Origin of the sequence: Micromonospora humidisoli (assembly GCF_016900955.1) — a bacterium.
GTDB classification, from domain to species: Bacteria; Actinomycetota; Actinomycetes; order Mycobacteriales; family Micromonosporaceae; genus Micromonospora; species Micromonospora wenchangensis.
Genome location: NZ_JAFEUO010000002.1, coordinates 946,247 through 961,344, shown reverse-complemented (window position 1 = coordinate 961,344; position 15,098 = coordinate 946,247). Strand labels below are relative to the sequence as shown.

The 15,098-nt window shown below is 70.4% G+C and carries 16 protein-coding genes; 6 read left to right on the top strand and 10 right to left on the bottom strand.

Features of this window, described 5'->3' with window-relative positions:
- Positions 1 to 18 precede the first annotated feature (18 nt).
- The gene (gene nucS, locus JQN84_RS09835; protein ID WP_204958014.1) at positions 19 to 678 is read right to left on the bottom strand and encodes an endonuclease NucS; all 660 of its coding nucleotides are present in this window, start codon (positions 676 to 678) and stop codon (positions 19 to 21) included.
- A gap of 71 nt (positions 679 to 749) precedes the next feature.
- On the opposite strand from nucS, the gene JQN84_RS09830 reads away from it, so the two are divergent.
- Complete coding sequence (locus tag JQN84_RS09830; RefSeq protein ID WP_204958220.1) at positions 750 to 1,367, top strand: DUF4126 domain-containing protein; 618 nt, start codon at positions 750 to 752, stop codon at positions 1,365 to 1,367.
- 67 nt (positions 1,368 to 1,434) lie between these two features.
- Here JQN84_RS09830 and JQN84_RS09825 read toward each other — a convergent pair whose 3' ends face one another.
- Positions 1,435 to 2,031, bottom strand: coding sequence for a hypothetical protein (locus JQN84_RS09825; RefSeq protein WP_204958013.1), 597 nt, complete (start codon positions 2,029 to 2,031; stop codon positions 1,435 to 1,437).
- Between the two features lie 717 nt (positions 2,032 to 2,748).
- On the opposite strand from JQN84_RS09825, the gene JQN84_RS09820 reads away from it, so the two are divergent.
- The 3 genes from JQN84_RS09820 (at position 2,749) to JQN84_RS09810 (ending at position 5,183) form a co-directional block, all read left to right on the top strand.
- Positions 2,749 to 3,045 (top strand): DUF1540 domain-containing protein, encoded by a 297-nt coding sequence (locus tag JQN84_RS09820; RefSeq protein ID WP_204958012.1) that lies wholly within the window; start codon positions 2,749 to 2,751, stop codon positions 3,043 to 3,045.
- A gap of 393 nt (positions 3,046 to 3,438) precedes the next feature.
- Positions 3,439 to 4,341: an ABC transporter ATP-binding protein gene (locus JQN84_RS09815; RefSeq protein WP_204958011.1), complete on the top strand. Its 903-nt coding sequence runs from the start codon at positions 3,439 to 3,441 to the stop codon at positions 4,339 to 4,341.
- Complete coding sequence (locus JQN84_RS09810; protein ID WP_204958010.1) at positions 4,341 to 5,183, top strand: ABC transporter permease; 843 nt, start codon at positions 4,341 to 4,343, stop codon at positions 5,181 to 5,183. The genes JQN84_RS09815 and JQN84_RS09810 overlap by 1 nt, the downstream gene beginning before the upstream one ends.
- Positions 5,184 to 5,267: 84 nt before the next feature.
- On the opposite strand, the gene JQN84_RS09805 is transcribed toward JQN84_RS09810, so the two are convergent.
- Positions 5,268 to 6,116, bottom strand: a complete 849-nt coding sequence (locus tag JQN84_RS09805) for a 3-hydroxyacyl-CoA dehydrogenase family protein (RefSeq protein WP_204958009.1) — start codon at positions 6,114 to 6,116, stop codon at positions 5,268 to 5,270.
- Positions 6,117 to 6,224: 108 nt separating this feature from the next.
- Positions 6,225 to 7,664: a UDP-N-acetylglucosamine 1-carboxyvinyltransferase gene (gene murA, locus JQN84_RS09800; RefSeq protein WP_204958008.1), complete on the bottom strand. Its 1,440-nt coding sequence runs from the start codon at positions 7,662 to 7,664 to the stop codon at positions 6,225 to 6,227.
- Between murA and JQN84_RS09795 the strand changes: the two genes are divergently transcribed.
- Both JQN84_RS09795 and JQN84_RS09790 read left to right on the top strand, forming a co-directional pair.
- Positions 7,663 to 8,235, top strand: coding sequence for a cob(I)yrinic acid a,c-diamide adenosyltransferase (locus JQN84_RS09795; RefSeq protein ID WP_204958007.1), 573 nt, complete (start codon positions 7,663 to 7,665; stop codon positions 8,233 to 8,235). The two genes, murA and JQN84_RS09795, sit on opposite strands and share 2 nt — an antisense overlap.
- On the top strand, positions 8,211 to 8,636 hold the full coding sequence (locus JQN84_RS09790; RefSeq protein WP_204958006.1) for a VOC family protein: 426 nt from the start codon (positions 8,211 to 8,213) through the stop codon (positions 8,634 to 8,636). Before JQN84_RS09795 ends, JQN84_RS09790 begins: the two co-directional genes overlap by 25 nt.
- A 37-nt stretch (positions 8,637 to 8,673) precedes the next feature.
- On the opposite strand, the gene JQN84_RS09785 is transcribed toward JQN84_RS09790, so the two are convergent.
- From JQN84_RS09785 to atpA, 6 genes are all read right to left on the bottom strand, one after another.
- Positions 8,674 to 9,129, bottom strand: a complete 456-nt coding sequence (locus JQN84_RS09785; protein ID WP_088642779.1) for a DUF2550 domain-containing protein — start codon at positions 9,127 to 9,129, stop codon at positions 8,674 to 8,676.
- 12 nt (positions 9,130 to 9,141) lie between these two features.
- Positions 9,142 to 9,420, bottom strand: a complete 279-nt coding sequence (locus JQN84_RS09780; protein WP_067312863.1) for a F0F1 ATP synthase subunit epsilon — start codon at positions 9,418 to 9,420, stop codon at positions 9,142 to 9,144.
- 136 nt (positions 9,421 to 9,556) lie between these two features.
- Positions 9,557 to 10,738, bottom strand: coding sequence for an LCP family protein (locus JQN84_RS09775; RefSeq protein WP_204958219.1), 1,182 nt, complete (start codon positions 10,736 to 10,738; stop codon positions 9,557 to 9,559).
- 237 nt (positions 10,739 to 10,975) lie between these two features.
- On the bottom strand, positions 10,976 to 12,433 hold the full coding sequence (atpD, locus tag JQN84_RS09770) for a F0F1 ATP synthase subunit beta (RefSeq protein WP_204958005.1): 1,458 nt from the start codon (positions 12,431 to 12,433) through the stop codon (positions 10,976 to 10,978).
- Positions 12,433 to 13,362: a F0F1 ATP synthase subunit gamma gene (locus JQN84_RS09765; RefSeq protein ID WP_204958004.1), complete on the bottom strand. Its 930-nt coding sequence runs from the start codon at positions 13,360 to 13,362 to the stop codon at positions 12,433 to 12,435. Before JQN84_RS09765 ends, atpD begins: the two co-directional genes overlap by 1 nt.
- A gap of 9 nt (positions 13,363 to 13,371) precedes the next feature.
- Positions 13,372 to 15,015 (bottom strand): F0F1 ATP synthase subunit alpha, encoded by a 1,644-nt coding sequence (gene atpA / locus JQN84_RS09760; protein ID WP_204958003.1) that lies wholly within the window; start codon positions 15,013 to 15,015, stop codon positions 13,372 to 13,374.
- Positions 15,016 to 15,098: the final 83 nt, after the last annotated feature.

The window sequence follows — 15,098 nt, the reverse complement described above, 5'->3', positions numbered from 1 at the left end:
GGCCCGCCGGGCGGGTGGTCAGAACAGGGTCAGTTCGTCGCGCACGATGCCGCGCAGCCGGTCGTAGTCGACCACCACGCAGCGGATGCCCCGGTCGGTGGCGAGGACCCGGGCCTGCGGCTTGATCTCCTGGGCGGCGAAGACACCGCTCACCGGGGCGAGCAGCGGATCGCGGTTCATCAGCTCGAGGTAGCGGGTGAGCTGCTCGACGCCGTCGATCTCACCGCGTCGCTTCACCTCGACGGCGACCGCGCCGGCGTTGGCGTCCCGGCAGAGCAGGTCGACCGGGCCGATCGCGGTCATGTACTCCCGCCGGACCAGGGTGAAGCCCTCCCCCAGCGTCTCCGGGTTGGCGGCCAGCAACTCCTGCAGGTGCGCCTCGACGCCGTCCTTGCGCAGCCCCGGGTCGACGCCCAGCTCGTATGAGGTGTCCTGGAAGACCTCCTCCAGGGTGATCCGCAGTTCCTCGCCGGCCTTGTTGACCACCCGCCACACGCCGGGGGCCTCCTCCAGCCGGCAGGGCGGGCTCATCCAGTTCAACGGCTTGTACGCGCGGTCGTCGGCGTGGATCGACACCGACCCGTCCGCCTTGACCATGAGCAGGCGGGTGGCCAGCGGCAGGTGCGCCGAGAGCCGTCCGACGTAGTCCACCGAGCACTTCGCAATCACCAGACGCACCCGACGAGGGTAGCCGAGGACCGGCCGGTCACCGTCGCGCGGCACTGGCGTGCCGGTGCGATGCTGAGATGGTGTTCGAAGTCCTCACCGGTACCGGGCTCGCCGCCTCGGCGGGTCTCAACGCCTACATCCCCCTGCTCACCATGGGTCTACTCGCCCGCTACACGAGCCTGATCGACCTGCCGAGCGGCTGGCAGTGGCTCAGCAACGGCTGGGTGTTGGCGATCCTCGCAGCGCTGCTCGCGGTCGAGGTCGTCGCCGACAAGGTGCCCGTGGTCGACCACGTCAACGACGTCGTGCAGACGGTGGTCCGCCCCACCGCCGGCGGGCTCGCGTTCGGCGCGGGGTCGGGCTCGGAGACGGTGACGGTCAGCGACCCGGGCGGGTTCTTCTCGTCCCACCAGTGGGTGCCGGTGGCCGCCGGGGTCGCCATCGCGCTCGGGGTGCACCTGTTCAAGGCGGCGGCCCGGCCGGTGGTCAACGCGACCACCGCAGGCTTCGGCGCACCGGTCGCCAGCACCGCCGAGGACGCCACGAGCGTGCTGATGTCCCTGGTGGCGATCATCCTGCCGGTGCTGGTGCTGGCGTTCCTACTGGGCATGGTGGCGTTCGTGGTCTGGTTCCTGCGCCGACGCCGGGGCCGTCGCCAGGAACGCGAGGCGGCCCGCGCCGCCGGTTACCGGGTCTGACCCCCCGCCGCACACGCCGATGGCCGGCACCCCGTGCGGGGTGCCGGCCATCGTGTCGTACGCAGGGTCAGCTGTTCCAGTGCTGGGCGACGAGGTCGGCGGCCTGCTGTTCCCACTGGGCGTAGTGGTCCGGGTACGCCGACACCTGCACCGTCTGGGCGGCCTTGGTCAGGGGCATGTCCTGCCAGCCGTCGACCTGCTTGAGGCCCTTGAGGAAGGCCAGGGTGGCGTATTCGGGGTCGGTGATCTGCTCCACCGTGCCCCAACCACTCGACGGGCGCTGCTGGAACAGGCCCTGCGAGTCGTGGTCGTTGCGGTCGCCGAGGTGGCCGAGGTTCTCCAGCTTCGACTCCTGCAGGGCGGTGGCGATCGACACCACCCCGGCACGCTCGTCCATGCCGGCCTTCTTCGTCGCCGCGATGATCGCCTTGACGTTGCCGGTCTGCTCGTCGTTGAGGTCGATGCGGGACTGGTCGCCCTGCACACCGTGCGGGATCAGCGTGGCCTTGTCCACGGCGGGCTTGTCTGCCTGGACCACGGCCACGGTGTGGTCGGTGGCGGTCGACCCGGCGGTGCCGTGGTTGAGCGGGCCGGCGGCCAGGCCACCGGCGACGGCGAGACCGGCGATACCGAGAACACTCTTACGCAGCATGGTGGTGTTCATGGGGGATGCTCCTTCGAGGGTCGACGCCACCCGACCGGTCGGGGGACCGGGGCCACCGGCGGAGCCGGCGTAAGCACCACGACGAGGCGCTCATAAGGGAAAGTCGGTAGGTCTCCGGCGGGCCCTGCCGCTCACGCCGGAACCCGATGCAACGACCGGGGGCCCCGCATCATTCCGGGGCACTGCCCACCTGCGGACCTGCCGGCCGGGGCGCTCCTACGGTCGTACGGAGGGTGTAACGACCACGGGCCGGCCGGGATTCCGCCGTCGGGGTGCCGCCGGTCACGGGACGCCCCACCCCGGCGACCCCGTACCGGACACCGGTGACGATTCACCCACACCAAACGGGATATGTCCGGCAGAAGAGACGCCTACGCGCCCACTCGACCCATCAGCCATGTCGGGCCCAGCCAGCGTCCAGCCGACCCGTCCGGCCGACCTGATGCGTACCGGCCCACCCGGCCCGCGCCGGTGATCAAGAGCTTCGCGGCGCGATCAAGAGCTTCGCGGCGCGATCAAGAGGTTTGCGTCACTGAGAGCGCTCTCCCTGCCCGCAATTCTCTTGATCACCGAGTCGAAGCGGGTGGGGGCGGGCAGGGAAGGAGGGGCGGGGCGGGGGTGGGGGCGGTTTCGGTGGGTGGATCGGTGGAGGAACGGCCCGCGCCCACCGGAGCAATGCCTATCATTTGTGGCATATCTACCGAAAGCGAGGTTGTCATGACCGCAGCGCTGGAAATGCCCCGGGTTCAGGAGTGCGCGGCCTCGTCCTGCGCCTACAACCACACCAACGACTGCCACGCGTTCGCCATCACCATCGGCAGCACCGACCACGCGCACTGCCACACCTTCGTGGAGCTGCCGGTACGGGGCGGTCTCGACCGGCTCATCGCCCAGGTGGGCGCGTGCAGCCGGGCCGACTGCCGGCACAACGCCGAGCTGGAGTGCCGCGCCCCGGCGATCACCGTCGGCCCCGACAACGACCTGGCCGACTGCATGACCTATCAGAGCCGCTGACCGACCGACCACCACGGGGGCCGGGGCCACACGCCCCGGCCTCGCCGCCCGACCCCAGCCCGGCCCAGGCCCAGCCCGGACCGGCCCAGCCCCAGCCCCGACCAGGCCCAGCCCGGCTCAGCCCCAGCCCCGACCAGGCCCAGCCCGGCTCAGCCCCAGCCCTGGCCCAGCGGACCTGGCCCGGTCCTGGCCCCCGTGCCCGGCACCGCCGAACAACCCCTGGCAGCGAACATCCCAGGCACCTCGGACATCCCCGGCACCGCCGGACGTCCCCGGTTGTGCAACACCTCACAGGCCCTGGTCGGGGACGACCGGGCCGCCGCGACGCGACCCGGCCGAGACCGGCACACCCCGGGCCGCCGCGCCGCAGGGCCTGGTCGCACACTGGACGGCATGGAAGACGAGCTCGCGATCTCCGTACGGGGACTGCGCAAGGCGTACGGCGACAACGTCGCGGTGGCGGGGGTGGACCTTGACGTCCGCCGGGGCGAGGTGTTCGCCCTGCTCGGCCCGAACGGCGCGGGCAAGACGACCACGGTGGAGATCCTGGAGGGCTACCGGCAGCGCGACGCCGGTGAGGTGAGTGTGCTCGGCACCGACCCCGGTCTCGTCCTCGGCTCCCGCCCGCGTGGCCAACGGGCCGGCGCACCGCGTGCCGCCCGGGGGCAGGCGGCCCACTGGCGGTCCCGGGTCGGCATCGTGCTTCAGGGCACCGGTGAGTTCGACGAGCTGACCGTCGCCGAGGTGGTGCGGCACTTCTCCGGGTTCTATCCCGAGGCGGACGACCCGGACAGGGTCGTCGAACGGGTCGGGTTGGGCGCCAAGGCCAACGCCCGTACGCACACCCTCTCCGGCGGGCAGAAGCGCCGCCTCGACGTGGCGCTGGGCATCATCGGCCGCCCCGAGCTGCTCTTCCTCGACGAGCCCACCACCGGCTTCGACCCGGAGGCGCGGCGCGAGTTCTGGGAGCTGATCCGCGACCTGGCCGCCGCCGGCACCACCATCGTGCTCACCACCCACTACCTGGACGAGGCGGAGTCGCTCGCCGACCGGGTCGGGGTGATCGCCGCCGGTCGGGTGATCGAGGTGGCCCCACCGGACCTGCTGGGCAACCGTCAGGACGCGCTGGCGACGGTCTCCTGGCGTACGCCTGACGGGACGTTGGAGACGGCGCAGAGTGCGACGCCGACGGCGCTGGTGGCGGAGCTGGCCGCGCGCTTCGGCGGCGAGGTGCCCGGTCTGACGGTGACCCGGCCGACCCTGGAAGACGTCTACCTGAGCATGATCGGACACTGATGACCACCACTACGAAGCCGGCGCCCCCGTCCACCACCGGCCGCCGGCGGGTCGGGCCGGGGGCGCTCGCCCTGCGCCAGGGCCGGCTGGAGATCACCCAGTTCCTGCGCAGCCGGGAGTCCGTCGTGTTCACGATGGGCTTCCCGATCATCATGATCCTGATCTTCGCGTCGATCTTCGACGGGACGATCGGCGGCGGGGTCAAGTTCACCCAGTACTTCATCACCGGCATGATCGCGACCGGGCTGATGACGGTGAGCTTCCAGAATCTCGGCATCTGGATCCCGATCGAGCGGGACCGGGGCGTGCTCAAGCGCTACCGGGGCACCCCGATGCCGAAGTGGGTCTGGTTCGCCGGCAAAGTGATCATGGTGGTGGCGATCGGCATCGCCGAGACCGCGCTGCTGCTGGCGGTCGCCGTGGCGCTGTTCGACCTCGACCTGCCGGCCACCGCCGCCAAGTGGTTCACCTTCGGCTGGGTCGCCGTGCTCGGGGTGACCGCCTGCACCCTGTGCGGGATCGCCATCTCGTCGCTGGCCCGCACCGCACGCAGCGGCTCCGCCGTGGTCACCCCGGTCTCCCTGGTGCTCCAGTTCATCTCCGGGGTGTTCTTCGTCTTCACCGACCTGCCCACCTGGATGCAGCAGGTGGCGGCGTTCTTCCCGCTCAAGTGGATGTGCCAGGGCCTGCGCGCGGTCTTCCTGCCGGAGAGCTTCGGCGCGCAGGAACCCGGCGGCTCCTTCGAGCTGGGCCGGGTCGCCCTGGTCCTCGCCCTGTGGTGCGTGATCGGCCTGGTGCTCTGCCTGACCACCTTCCGCTGGACCACCAAGCGGGACGGCTGACCCGCCGGGCGCGAGCGACACGTTGCGCCGGTGCTGCGGTGTCCGCCGGTGGGGACACCGCAGCACCGGCGACGTCGGCCGGGCTCAGTACGGGTAGAAGCCCTGGCCGGTCTTGCGGCCCAGGTCGCCGGCGGTGGCCATCCGCTGGAGCAGCTCCGGCGGGAAGAACTTCTCGTCGGCGGTGTCGGTGTAGATGTTCCTCGTGGCGTTCAGCAGGACGTCCACGCCGGTCAGGTCGACCGTGGCCAGCGGGCCCATGGCGTGACCGAAGCCCAGCTTGCAGGCGGTGTCCAGGTCCTCGGCCGACATCACCCCGGACTCGACCAGCTTGACCGCCTCCATGGCCAGCGCGCAGATCAGCCGGGTGGTGACGAAACCGGCGATGTCCCGGTTGACCACCACCACCGTCTTGCCGATCTCCTCGGCGAACGACCGGGCGGTGGCCAGGGTCGCGTCGCTGGTCTTGTAGCCGCGCACCAGTTCGCACAGCTTCATCATCGGCACCGGGGAGAAGAAGTGGGTGCCGACGACCGACTCCGGGCGCTGCGTGGCGGTGGCGATCTGGGTCACCGGGATGGCCGACGTGTTGGTCGCCAGCACCGCGTCCGCCTTGCAGATCTTGTCCAGCGCGCGGAACACCTCGTGCTTGATCTCGATCTTCTCGAAGACCGCCTCGACCACGATGTCCGCGTCGGCCGCCGCCTCCAGCTCGGTGGTCGGGGTGATCCGGCCCAGCGTGGCCTCGACCTCGGACGGGTCGATCTTCCCCTTCTCGGCGAACTTCGTCAGCGACTTCCGGATGCCGTCCACACCGCGCTTCGTGGCCGCGTCGTCGATGTCCCGCAGGGTCACCTGCCAGCCCGCCTGCGCCGCCACCTGGGCGATGCCGGAACCCATCAGCCCGGCCCCGACGACCGCGAGTCGACCCGCCATCTGCTTCTCCCTCGCCTGCGATTGAGTGTCTGCCAGCACCCTAGTCGGCGAGCCTGAACGACCGCTAAGCCCCGGACGGTCGGACCGGCGACGGGAGCGGCGGGCGGGTCAGATGGTCAGCTCGGGGGCCTCCGGAACGGTACCCCGCTCCACCTCCACCCCGAGCGCACGCAGGTCGGCCACGAAGTCCGGGTAGCCCCGGTCCACGTGGTGCACGTGGGACACCTCGGTGACCCCGTCCGCGCAGAGCCCCGCGATGATCAGCCCGGCACCGGCCCGGATGTCGGTGGCCCGGACCGGCGCACCGGAGAGCCGGTCGCGGCCCCGGACCACGGCGTGGTGCCCGTCGGTCTTGATGTCGGCACCGAGCCGCACCATCTCGTTGGCGAACATGAACCGACCGTCGAAGATGTTCTCGGTGATCAGGGACGCCCCCTCGCTCACCGCCGCCAGGCCGATCGCCATCGGCAACAGGTCGGTGGCGAACCCCGGGTAGGGCAGGGTCACCACGTCGACGGCGGCGGGGCGGTCGTCGGCGCGGACCCGGAAGGCATCGCCCCGGGTCTCCACCAGCGCGCCGGCCGACACCAGCTTGTCCAGCGCGACCTCCAGGTAGGCCGGGTCGATCCCGGTGACCGTCACGTCCCCCCGGGTCATCGCCGCGCCGAACGCCCACGTCCCGGCGACGATCCGGTCCCCCACCGTGGCGTGCCGCACCGGGCGCAGCGCGGGCACCCCGGCGATGCGCAGCGTCGAGCTGCCGCAGCCGGAGATCCGGGCACCCATCCGGTTGAGCATCGTGCAGAGGTCGACGATCTCCGGTTCCCGGGCCGCGTTGTCGATCGTCGTCACACCCCGGGCCAGCACCGCCGCCATCACCAGGTTCTCGGTGGCGCCCACGCTGGGGAAGTCCAGCACGATCTCGGCCCCTCGCAGCCCGTCCGGGGCGGCGGCGATGACGAAGCCGTGCTCACCGGAGACCTCCGCGCCCATCCGGGCCAGCCCGGCGATGTGCATGTCCAGGCCCCGGGAGCCGATCGCGTCCCCGCCCGGATGGGCCACCCGCACGTACCCCCGGCGGGCCAGCAGCGGGCCGAGCACGCAGATCGACGCCCGCAGCCGACGCACCAGGTCGTAGTCGGCGTCCGCGCCGGGCTGCTCGGGCACGTCGATGACGACCGAGCGGGACCGGGCCTGCCCGCCGTACCCGACCATCGGGTCCACCGGGTCGTCCGCCGCGAAGTGCACCGCGCAGCCGAGCCGGCGCAGCACCTCGCCCATGATGGCGATGTCGGTGATCCGGGGCACGTTCGTGATCACCGTACGCCCCGGTGCCAGCAGCGCCGCCGCCATCAGCTTCAACGCCGAGTTCTTGGCCCCGACGACGTGCACCGTGCCGGCCAGCCGGGCGTCACCGCCGACCCGGATGACGTCGACGTCGTCGACCGCCGGGTCACCGGCGTCACCCGGTCCCACCTCCACCGGCCAACCGGCCGGGGCGGGCCGTGCCGGGATCGTCAGGTCCGGTATCCGTAGGCTGTGCGTCATGGCCGTCCACCTCACGCGCATCTACACCAAGGCCGGCGATGCCGGCATGACCAGGCTGAGCAACAACGAGCAGGTGCCGAAGACCGATCCGCGGATCGCCGCGTACGCGGACGTCGACGAGTGCAACGCCGCGCTCGGCGTGGCGCTCGCCCTGGGGCAGCTCGACGACGAGCTGCGGGCCGTGCTGGAGTCGATCCAGAACGACATGTTCGACGTGGGCGCCGACCTGGCCACCCCCGTCGAGCCGAACCCGGCGTACCCGCCGCTGCGGGTCACCGAGGAGTACGTCGAACGCCTCGAAGGCTGGTGCGACGAGTACAACGGGCGACTGGGCAAGCTCGACTCCTTCATCCTCCCCGGCGGCACCGCTGGCGCGGCGCTGCTGCACGTGGCACGGACGATCGCCCGGCGCGCCGAACGGGCGGCCTGGGCCCTGGTCGCCCACGATCCGGATCGCACCAGCTCCCTTCCGGCAAAGTATCTCAACCGCCTCTCCGACCTGCTGTTCATCCTGTCAAGAACGGCCAATCCGGGCGGCGATGTGCTATGGGTGCCGGGCGGCAGGCGCTGAGCACGGGCGGGCTGCACCACGTCGAGGTCTGGGTACCCGACCTGGCCGCCGCGAAGCGGAGCTGGGGTTGGCTGCTCGGTGAGCTGGGCTGGACGCCGTACCAGGACTGGCCGGCCGGCTGTTCCTGGCGGCACGGCCCGACGTACCTGGTCGTCGAGGAGTCCCCGGCGCTGACCGGGCGGACCCACGACCGGCACGCCCCGGGCCTCAACCACCTCGCCTTCCACGCCGGTCCGCCGCACGCGGTGGACCGGCTGGTGGCCGACGCCGCGACCCACGGCTGGACGCTGCTGTTCGCCGACCGGCACCCGCACGCCGGCGGCCCGGACAGCTACGCCGCCTACCTCACCGACCGGCAGGGCTACGAGGTCGAACTGGTGGCCGCCGTCGCCGCACCGTGACCGCCAGCGGCCGGGTGGGTAGGCGGGCCAGGCCGGGTCAGGCGGCGGGCCAGTCCTGGGAGGCCATACGCGGCGAGGCCGCCCCGGGCGGGGCGGCCTCTAGCCAGGAGGAGAAACCGGTCACCGTGGATCGGGCCATGGCGATCTCGACCGGCGCGTGTTGACTGGTACAGCGGAGGATCACCCAGTCGGATGGCATGGAGAGCCGTTCCTGGCCCTCGGGCAGCCGCCGTCGCTCCACCACCAGCTCCTTGCGGGAGAGCACCCGCTTGGGCCGCAGGGCGAAGCTGAACATCCGGTACCAGCGAAGCTGGTCGCCGACGAACCGCGCGAAGCCCGGTGACCAGCCCCGGCCGTCCAGGACGGTGGTGACCCGCACGCTCAGCCGGATGATGCCGCCGCTACGGGTGACCAGGGCCCGCCGGACGAAGAGGATCAGGAGCGCGGCGAGGATCACCGCGATGCCGATTCCGATCCCTTCGACGATCTCCATCGGCGGGTGGGCTCAGCGGGCCGGAGTGGCCGGGGTGGCGCTCTCGGCGAGCACTGTGACGCTCTCCGCGCCGACCGACAGGAACCCGCCGGTGATGTCGTAGGCGACCTGCTGGCCGCCGGCCTGCTTGATCCGGACCTGGCTGGGCTCGGCGAGCTGGCCGAGCAGCGGCGCGTGCCCCGGCAGCACACCCAGCTCGCCTTCGGTCGTGCGGGCGACGACCATCTCGGCCTCGCCGGACCAGACCTTCTCCTCGACGGCTACGAGGTCGACGTGAAGCTGCTGTGCCACGCTGTCTCCTTGCTGCGGCGACGGATTGCCGAAAGTCTAGTCGGATCGCCGTCGCCGACCCAACGCGGGTGCCGAGACCTGCACCACCCTCCGGCGTGTCGGCTGGCCGGAGGGGGGTGTCGACATCCTGCAGGGATCACTTGACCTTGTTGCGGAACTCCGGATGCTCCAGCAGGAAGGCGTCCAACTGCTCGTTCTTGAGGGCGGCGAAGAAGTCGTCGGCGGCGGGCAGCAGCCGCTCCCCCCGGTAGGCGTTGCCGGTGCCGATGCCCTCCCCGGGCAGCTTGATCAGCTCGACGTTCTCCGAGCGGAGGCCCTTGAGTGCGATGGCGAAGTCGACCACACTGTTGCCCCGGCCGTTGAAGGTCAGCGACTGGCCGGCGGCCCGGATCACCCGGTCCAGCTTGATCGGGTTGGTCACCACGTCGGCGCTGAACGCCTGGCTGATCATCGCCTTGATGAACTGCTGCTGGTGCCGCTGCCGGCCGTAGTCGGCGTCCGGGACGCCGTTGCGGGGGTAGCGCTGCCGGACGTAGTCCAGCGCCTGCCAGCCGCTGAGGTGCTGGTTGCCCTTCTTGTAGACCGCCTGCGGCCCGATGTACCCCTCGCCGTACGGGTTGCCCTTGCGGTGCTTGCCGTTCGGCTCGCGGTGCTCGGACTTGACGTCCCGCTCGATGTACATGTCGACGCCGCCCATCGCGTCGACGATCTTCTGGAAACCGGTGAAGTTGATGATCGCCCCGGCGTCGAACCGGGTGATCCCGGTCGCCTTCTGCACGGTCTTGGCGAGCAGTTCGAAGCCCTGTGCCGCGCTGGGGTTCTTGCCCTCGACGATGCTGCCGTGTGACATCGCTCCGTTGATCTTGCCGGAGCCGCCCCGGTAGCCGGCCTTGTCGAACTTGGGGATGTCGACGTAGAGATCACGCGGAATCGAGAAAATGTACGCCCGATCCAACGACTCCGGCACGTGCAGCACCATGATCGAGTCGGCCAGCGGCGGGGTCTTGGCGTCCCGCGGATCGATGCCCACCAGCAGGATGTTCAGCGGACCCTTGACGTTGCTCTTGCGTTCCTGCGCCCCGGCTGCCTTGTCGCCGAAGAGGTCGGCCTTGCCCACCGAACCCTCGTAGCGCGACAGCAGCGTCTCGTAGCCCACCAGGACCGCGCCGCTGAGCATCAGCAGCACGACCCCGAAGACGGTGCATACGCGCGCCCAGCGGGGCACCCCGGACCAGATCGACCGTCTGCCGCTCCCGCCGGCCTTACCGGCCTTACCGTCCCCGCCGCTCTTGCCGGCCTTACCCACCAGCAGCTCCATTCGTCGCGCACAGGGACTCGTCACGAGGATTCGTCACGCCCATGAAGAGGAGACGGGCGGACCGGGCCCAAAAGTTGCACACATCGACACCCGAACCCGAGAGTCGTTCTCGAAACGGTACCGCGCCCGGCGAACGGACGCTCGCCCGGCAACCAGACACCGGCCCCCACCAGCAGGAACGGCCGAAGGCCACCCCGGTCGACCGGGGTGGCCTTCGGCGAACAACTGTCGGGAGACTCAGCCCTCCGACATCAGCTCCTTCGCCTTGCGCTCCAGGTCCTCCAGACCGCCGCACATGAAGAAGGCCTGCTCGGGGAAGTGGTCGTACTCGCCCTCGCTGATCTTCCGGAACGCGTCGATGGTCTCCTCGATCGGGACCGTCGAACCCGGCACGCCGGTGAACTGCTCGGCGGCGTAGGTGTTCTGGGAGAGGAAGCGCTCGATCCGGCGGGCCCGGCCGACGGTGAGCTTGTCCTCTTCCGAGAGCTCCTCGATACCGAGGATGGCGATGATGTCCTGGAGGTCCTTGTAGCGCTGGAGGATGCGCTTGACCTCGGTGGCCACCGCGAAGTGCGCCTCGCCGACGAACTCCGGGGCGAGGATCCGGGACGAGGACGCCAGCGGGTCCACGGCCGGGTAGATGCCCTTGTCGGAGATCGACCGCTCCAGGTTGGTGGTCGCGTCCAGGTGGGCGAAGGTGGTCGCCGGCGCCGGGTCGGTGTAGTCGTCGGCGGGCACGTAGATCGCCTGGAGCGAGGTGATGGCCTGGCCCCGGACGGAGGTGATCCGCTCCTGGAGTTCGCCCATCTCGTCGGCCAGGGTCGGCTGGTAACCCACCGCGCTCGGCATCCGGCCGAGCAGGGTGGAGACCTCGGAACCGGCCTGGGTGAAGCGGAAGATGTTGTCGATGAAGAGCAGCACCTCCTGCTTCTTGACGTCCCGGAAGTACTCGGCCATGGTCAGCGCCGACAGCGCCACCCGCAGCCGGGTGCCCGGCGGCTCGTCCATCTGGCCGTAGACCAGCGCGGTCTTGTCGATGACGCCGGACTCGGTCATCTCGGCGATGAGGTCGTTGCCCTCACGGGTGCGCTCACCCACGCCGGCGAAGACCGAGGTACCACCGAAGTTCCGGGCCACGCGGGTGATCATCTCCTGGATGAGCACCGTCTTGCCCACGCCCGCGCCGCCGAACAGGCCGATCTTGCCGCCCTTGACGTACGGGGCGAGCAGGTCGATGACCTTGATGCCGGTCTCCAGCATCTCGGTCTTCGGCTCCAGGTCCGCGAAGGCCGGGGCCTTGCGGTGGATGCCCCACCTGTCGTCCGCGTCGAGCGTCTCGCCCTCGGTGAGGTTGAGGCACTCGCCGATGGCGTTGAAGACGTGGCCCTTGACCGCGTCGCCCACCGGGACGGTGATCGGCGAGCCGGTGTCGACCACCTCGGCGCCGCGGACCAGACCGTCGGTCGGCTGCATCGAGATGGCGCGGATCAGGTTGTCACCCAGGTGCTGGGCGACCTCCAGGGTCAGCGTCTTCGCACCGCCGGAGAGGTTCACCTCGACGTTGAGCGCGTTGAACAGGGTCGGCATGGCGTCGCGCGGGAACTCGGCGTCGACGACCGGGCCGATGACCCGAACCACGCGACCGGTGGCCGTACTGGTCTCTGCCGGTCCCCCGGCAACTGCGGATACAGTCATCACACTTCACTTCCCGACGCGGCCAGCGCGTTCGCGCCGCCGACGATCTCACTGATCTCCTGGGTGATCCCGGCCTGGCGGGCCGAGTTCATCTCACGCGTGTACTTCTCGATCATCTCTTCGGCGTTGTCGGTGGCGCTCTTCATCGCCCGCCGCCGGGCCGCCGACTCGCTCGCCGCCGACTCCAGCAACGCCGCGTAGATCCGCGTGTTGATGTACTTCGGCAACAGCGCGTCGAGCAGCGACTCCGCCTCCGGCTCGAACTCGTACGCCGGCAGCAGCCCCTCGGAGCGCGGCCGGTCCTCGACCTGCATCGGCCCGATGATCTTGGTGACCGGGTTCTGCGTCATCAGGCTGTGGAACTCGGTGTAGACGATGTGCAACTCGTCGATGCCGAGCACGCCGTCCGGCCCGGCGTCGCCGTCGGTGTCGTCGGCACCGGCGGTGAACGCCGCGATCAGCGTCTCGCCGACCTCACGGGCGTCGGCGAAGGTGGGCTGCTCCGAGAAGCCGGTCCAGTTCGCCGCGATCTGCCGGTTGCGGAACCGGTAGAACGTCAGGCCCTTGCGCCCGATGACGTAGAGCACCGGCTCCTTGCCGTCGGCGGTGAGCCGGGCGATCAGCGACTCGGCGGTCCTGATCGCGTTGGAGCTGTACCCGCCGGCCAGGCCCCGGTCGGAGGTGACCAGCAGGACGCCCGCCCGCCGCACCTGCTCGCGCGGGGTGAGCAGCGGGTGGTCGATCCGGGCGTTCGAGGCCAGCGCGGTGAGCACGCCGGTGATCGCCTGGGCGTACGGCAGCGACGCCGTCACCCGGGCCTGGGCCTTGGCGATGCGGCTCGTCGCGACGAGCTCCATCGCCTTGGTGATCTTCTTCATCCCCTTCGCCGAACGGATTCGCTGGCGAAGAACGCGTACCTGGGCCGCCATGAGTCAGCCCTACTCCTTCTCGGCGTCGCCGCCGGCGTAGCGGGTGACCGTCTCCCGGTCCGACTCGCCCTCCAGCGGCTTGGCCGGCGCGTCGTTGACCCGGCGCTCGTCGGCCTTGCCGAGGAAGACCTGCTTGAACTCGCCGATGGCCGAGTCGAGCGAGGCGGAGATGTCGTCGCCCCACGTGCCGTCCGCGATCGAGGCCAGCACACCCTCGTGCTTGTGCCGCAGGTACTGGAGGAACTCGGACTCGAAGCGACGGATCTCGCCGACCGGGACGTCGTCCAGCTTGCCCTCGACGCCGGCCCAGACCGAGACGACCTGCTCCTGCACCGGGTACGGCGAGTAGTTCGGCTGCTTGAGCAGCTCGACCAGCCGGGAACCCCGGTTCAGCTGGGCCTGCGAGGCCTTGTCCAGGTCGGAGGCGAAGGCGGCGAACGCCTCCAGCTCACGGAACTGGGCCAGGTTGAGCCGCAGCGAGCCGGAGACCTTCTTCATCGGCTTCATCTGCGCGGCGCCACCGACCCGGGAGACCGAGGTGCCGACGTTGATGGCCGGCCGGACGCCCTGGTTGAACAGGTCGGACTCCAGGAAGATCTGACCGTCGGTGATGGAGATGACGTTGGTCGGGATGAAGGCCGAGATGTCGTTGGCCTTCGTCTCGATGATCGGCAGGCCGGTCATCGAGCCGCCGCCCAGCTCGTCGGAGAGCTTCGCGCAGCGCTCCAGCAGGCGGGAGTGCAGGTAGAAGACGTCACCCGGGTACGCCTCACGGCCCGGCGGGCGACGCAGCAGCAGCGACACGGCCCGGTACGCCTCGGCCTGCTTGCTCAGGTCGTCGAAGACGATCAGGACGTGCTTGCCGCCGTACATCCAGTGCTGCCCGATGGACGAGCCGGTGTAGGGGGCGAGGTACTTGAAGCCGGCCGGGTCGGACGCCGGGGAGGCCACGATGGTGGTGTACTCCAGCGCGCCCGCGTCCTCCAGGATGCCCTTGATCGAGGCGATCGTGGAGGCCTTCTGGCCGATGGCGACGTAGATGCAGCGGACCTGCTTCTTCGGGTCGCCGGAGCGCCAGTTGTCCCGCTGGTTGAGGATGGTGTCCAGCGCGACGGTGGTCTTGCCGGTCTTCCGGTCGCCGATGATCAGCTGCCGCTGGCCCCGACCGATCGGGGTCATCGCGTCGATCGCCTTGATGCCGGTCTGCAGCGGCTCGTCGACCGACTGCCGGGACATCACGTTGGGGGCCTGGAGCTCCAGCTCGCGGAAGCCCTCGTCGGCGATGTCGCCGAGGCCGTCGATCGGCTGGCCGAGCGCGTTGACCACGCGGCCGAGGAAGGCGTCGCCGACCGGTACGGAGAGCACCCGGCCGGTGCGCTTGACGCGCTGCCCCTCCTCCAGCTTGGCGGAGTCACCGAGAACGACGACACCGATCTCCCGCACGTCGAGGTTCAGCGCCACGCCGAGCGTGCCGTCCTCGAACTCCAGGAGTTCGTTGGTCATGGTCGAGGGCAGGCCCTCGACGTGGGCGATGCCGTCACCGGTGTCGGCGACGGTGCCGACCTCCTCGCGGGAGACGTCGGTCGAGTAGGAGGAGACGTAGCGCTCCAGGGCGCCGCGGATCTCCTCCGTCGAGATGGTCAGCTCGGCCATCCTCTGCTTCCTTAAGTATCAGGGGCCCGGGATACCTAGTACCGACCGGTCCGAATGGCGTCGATCAAAGGGGCGGCGAGGCC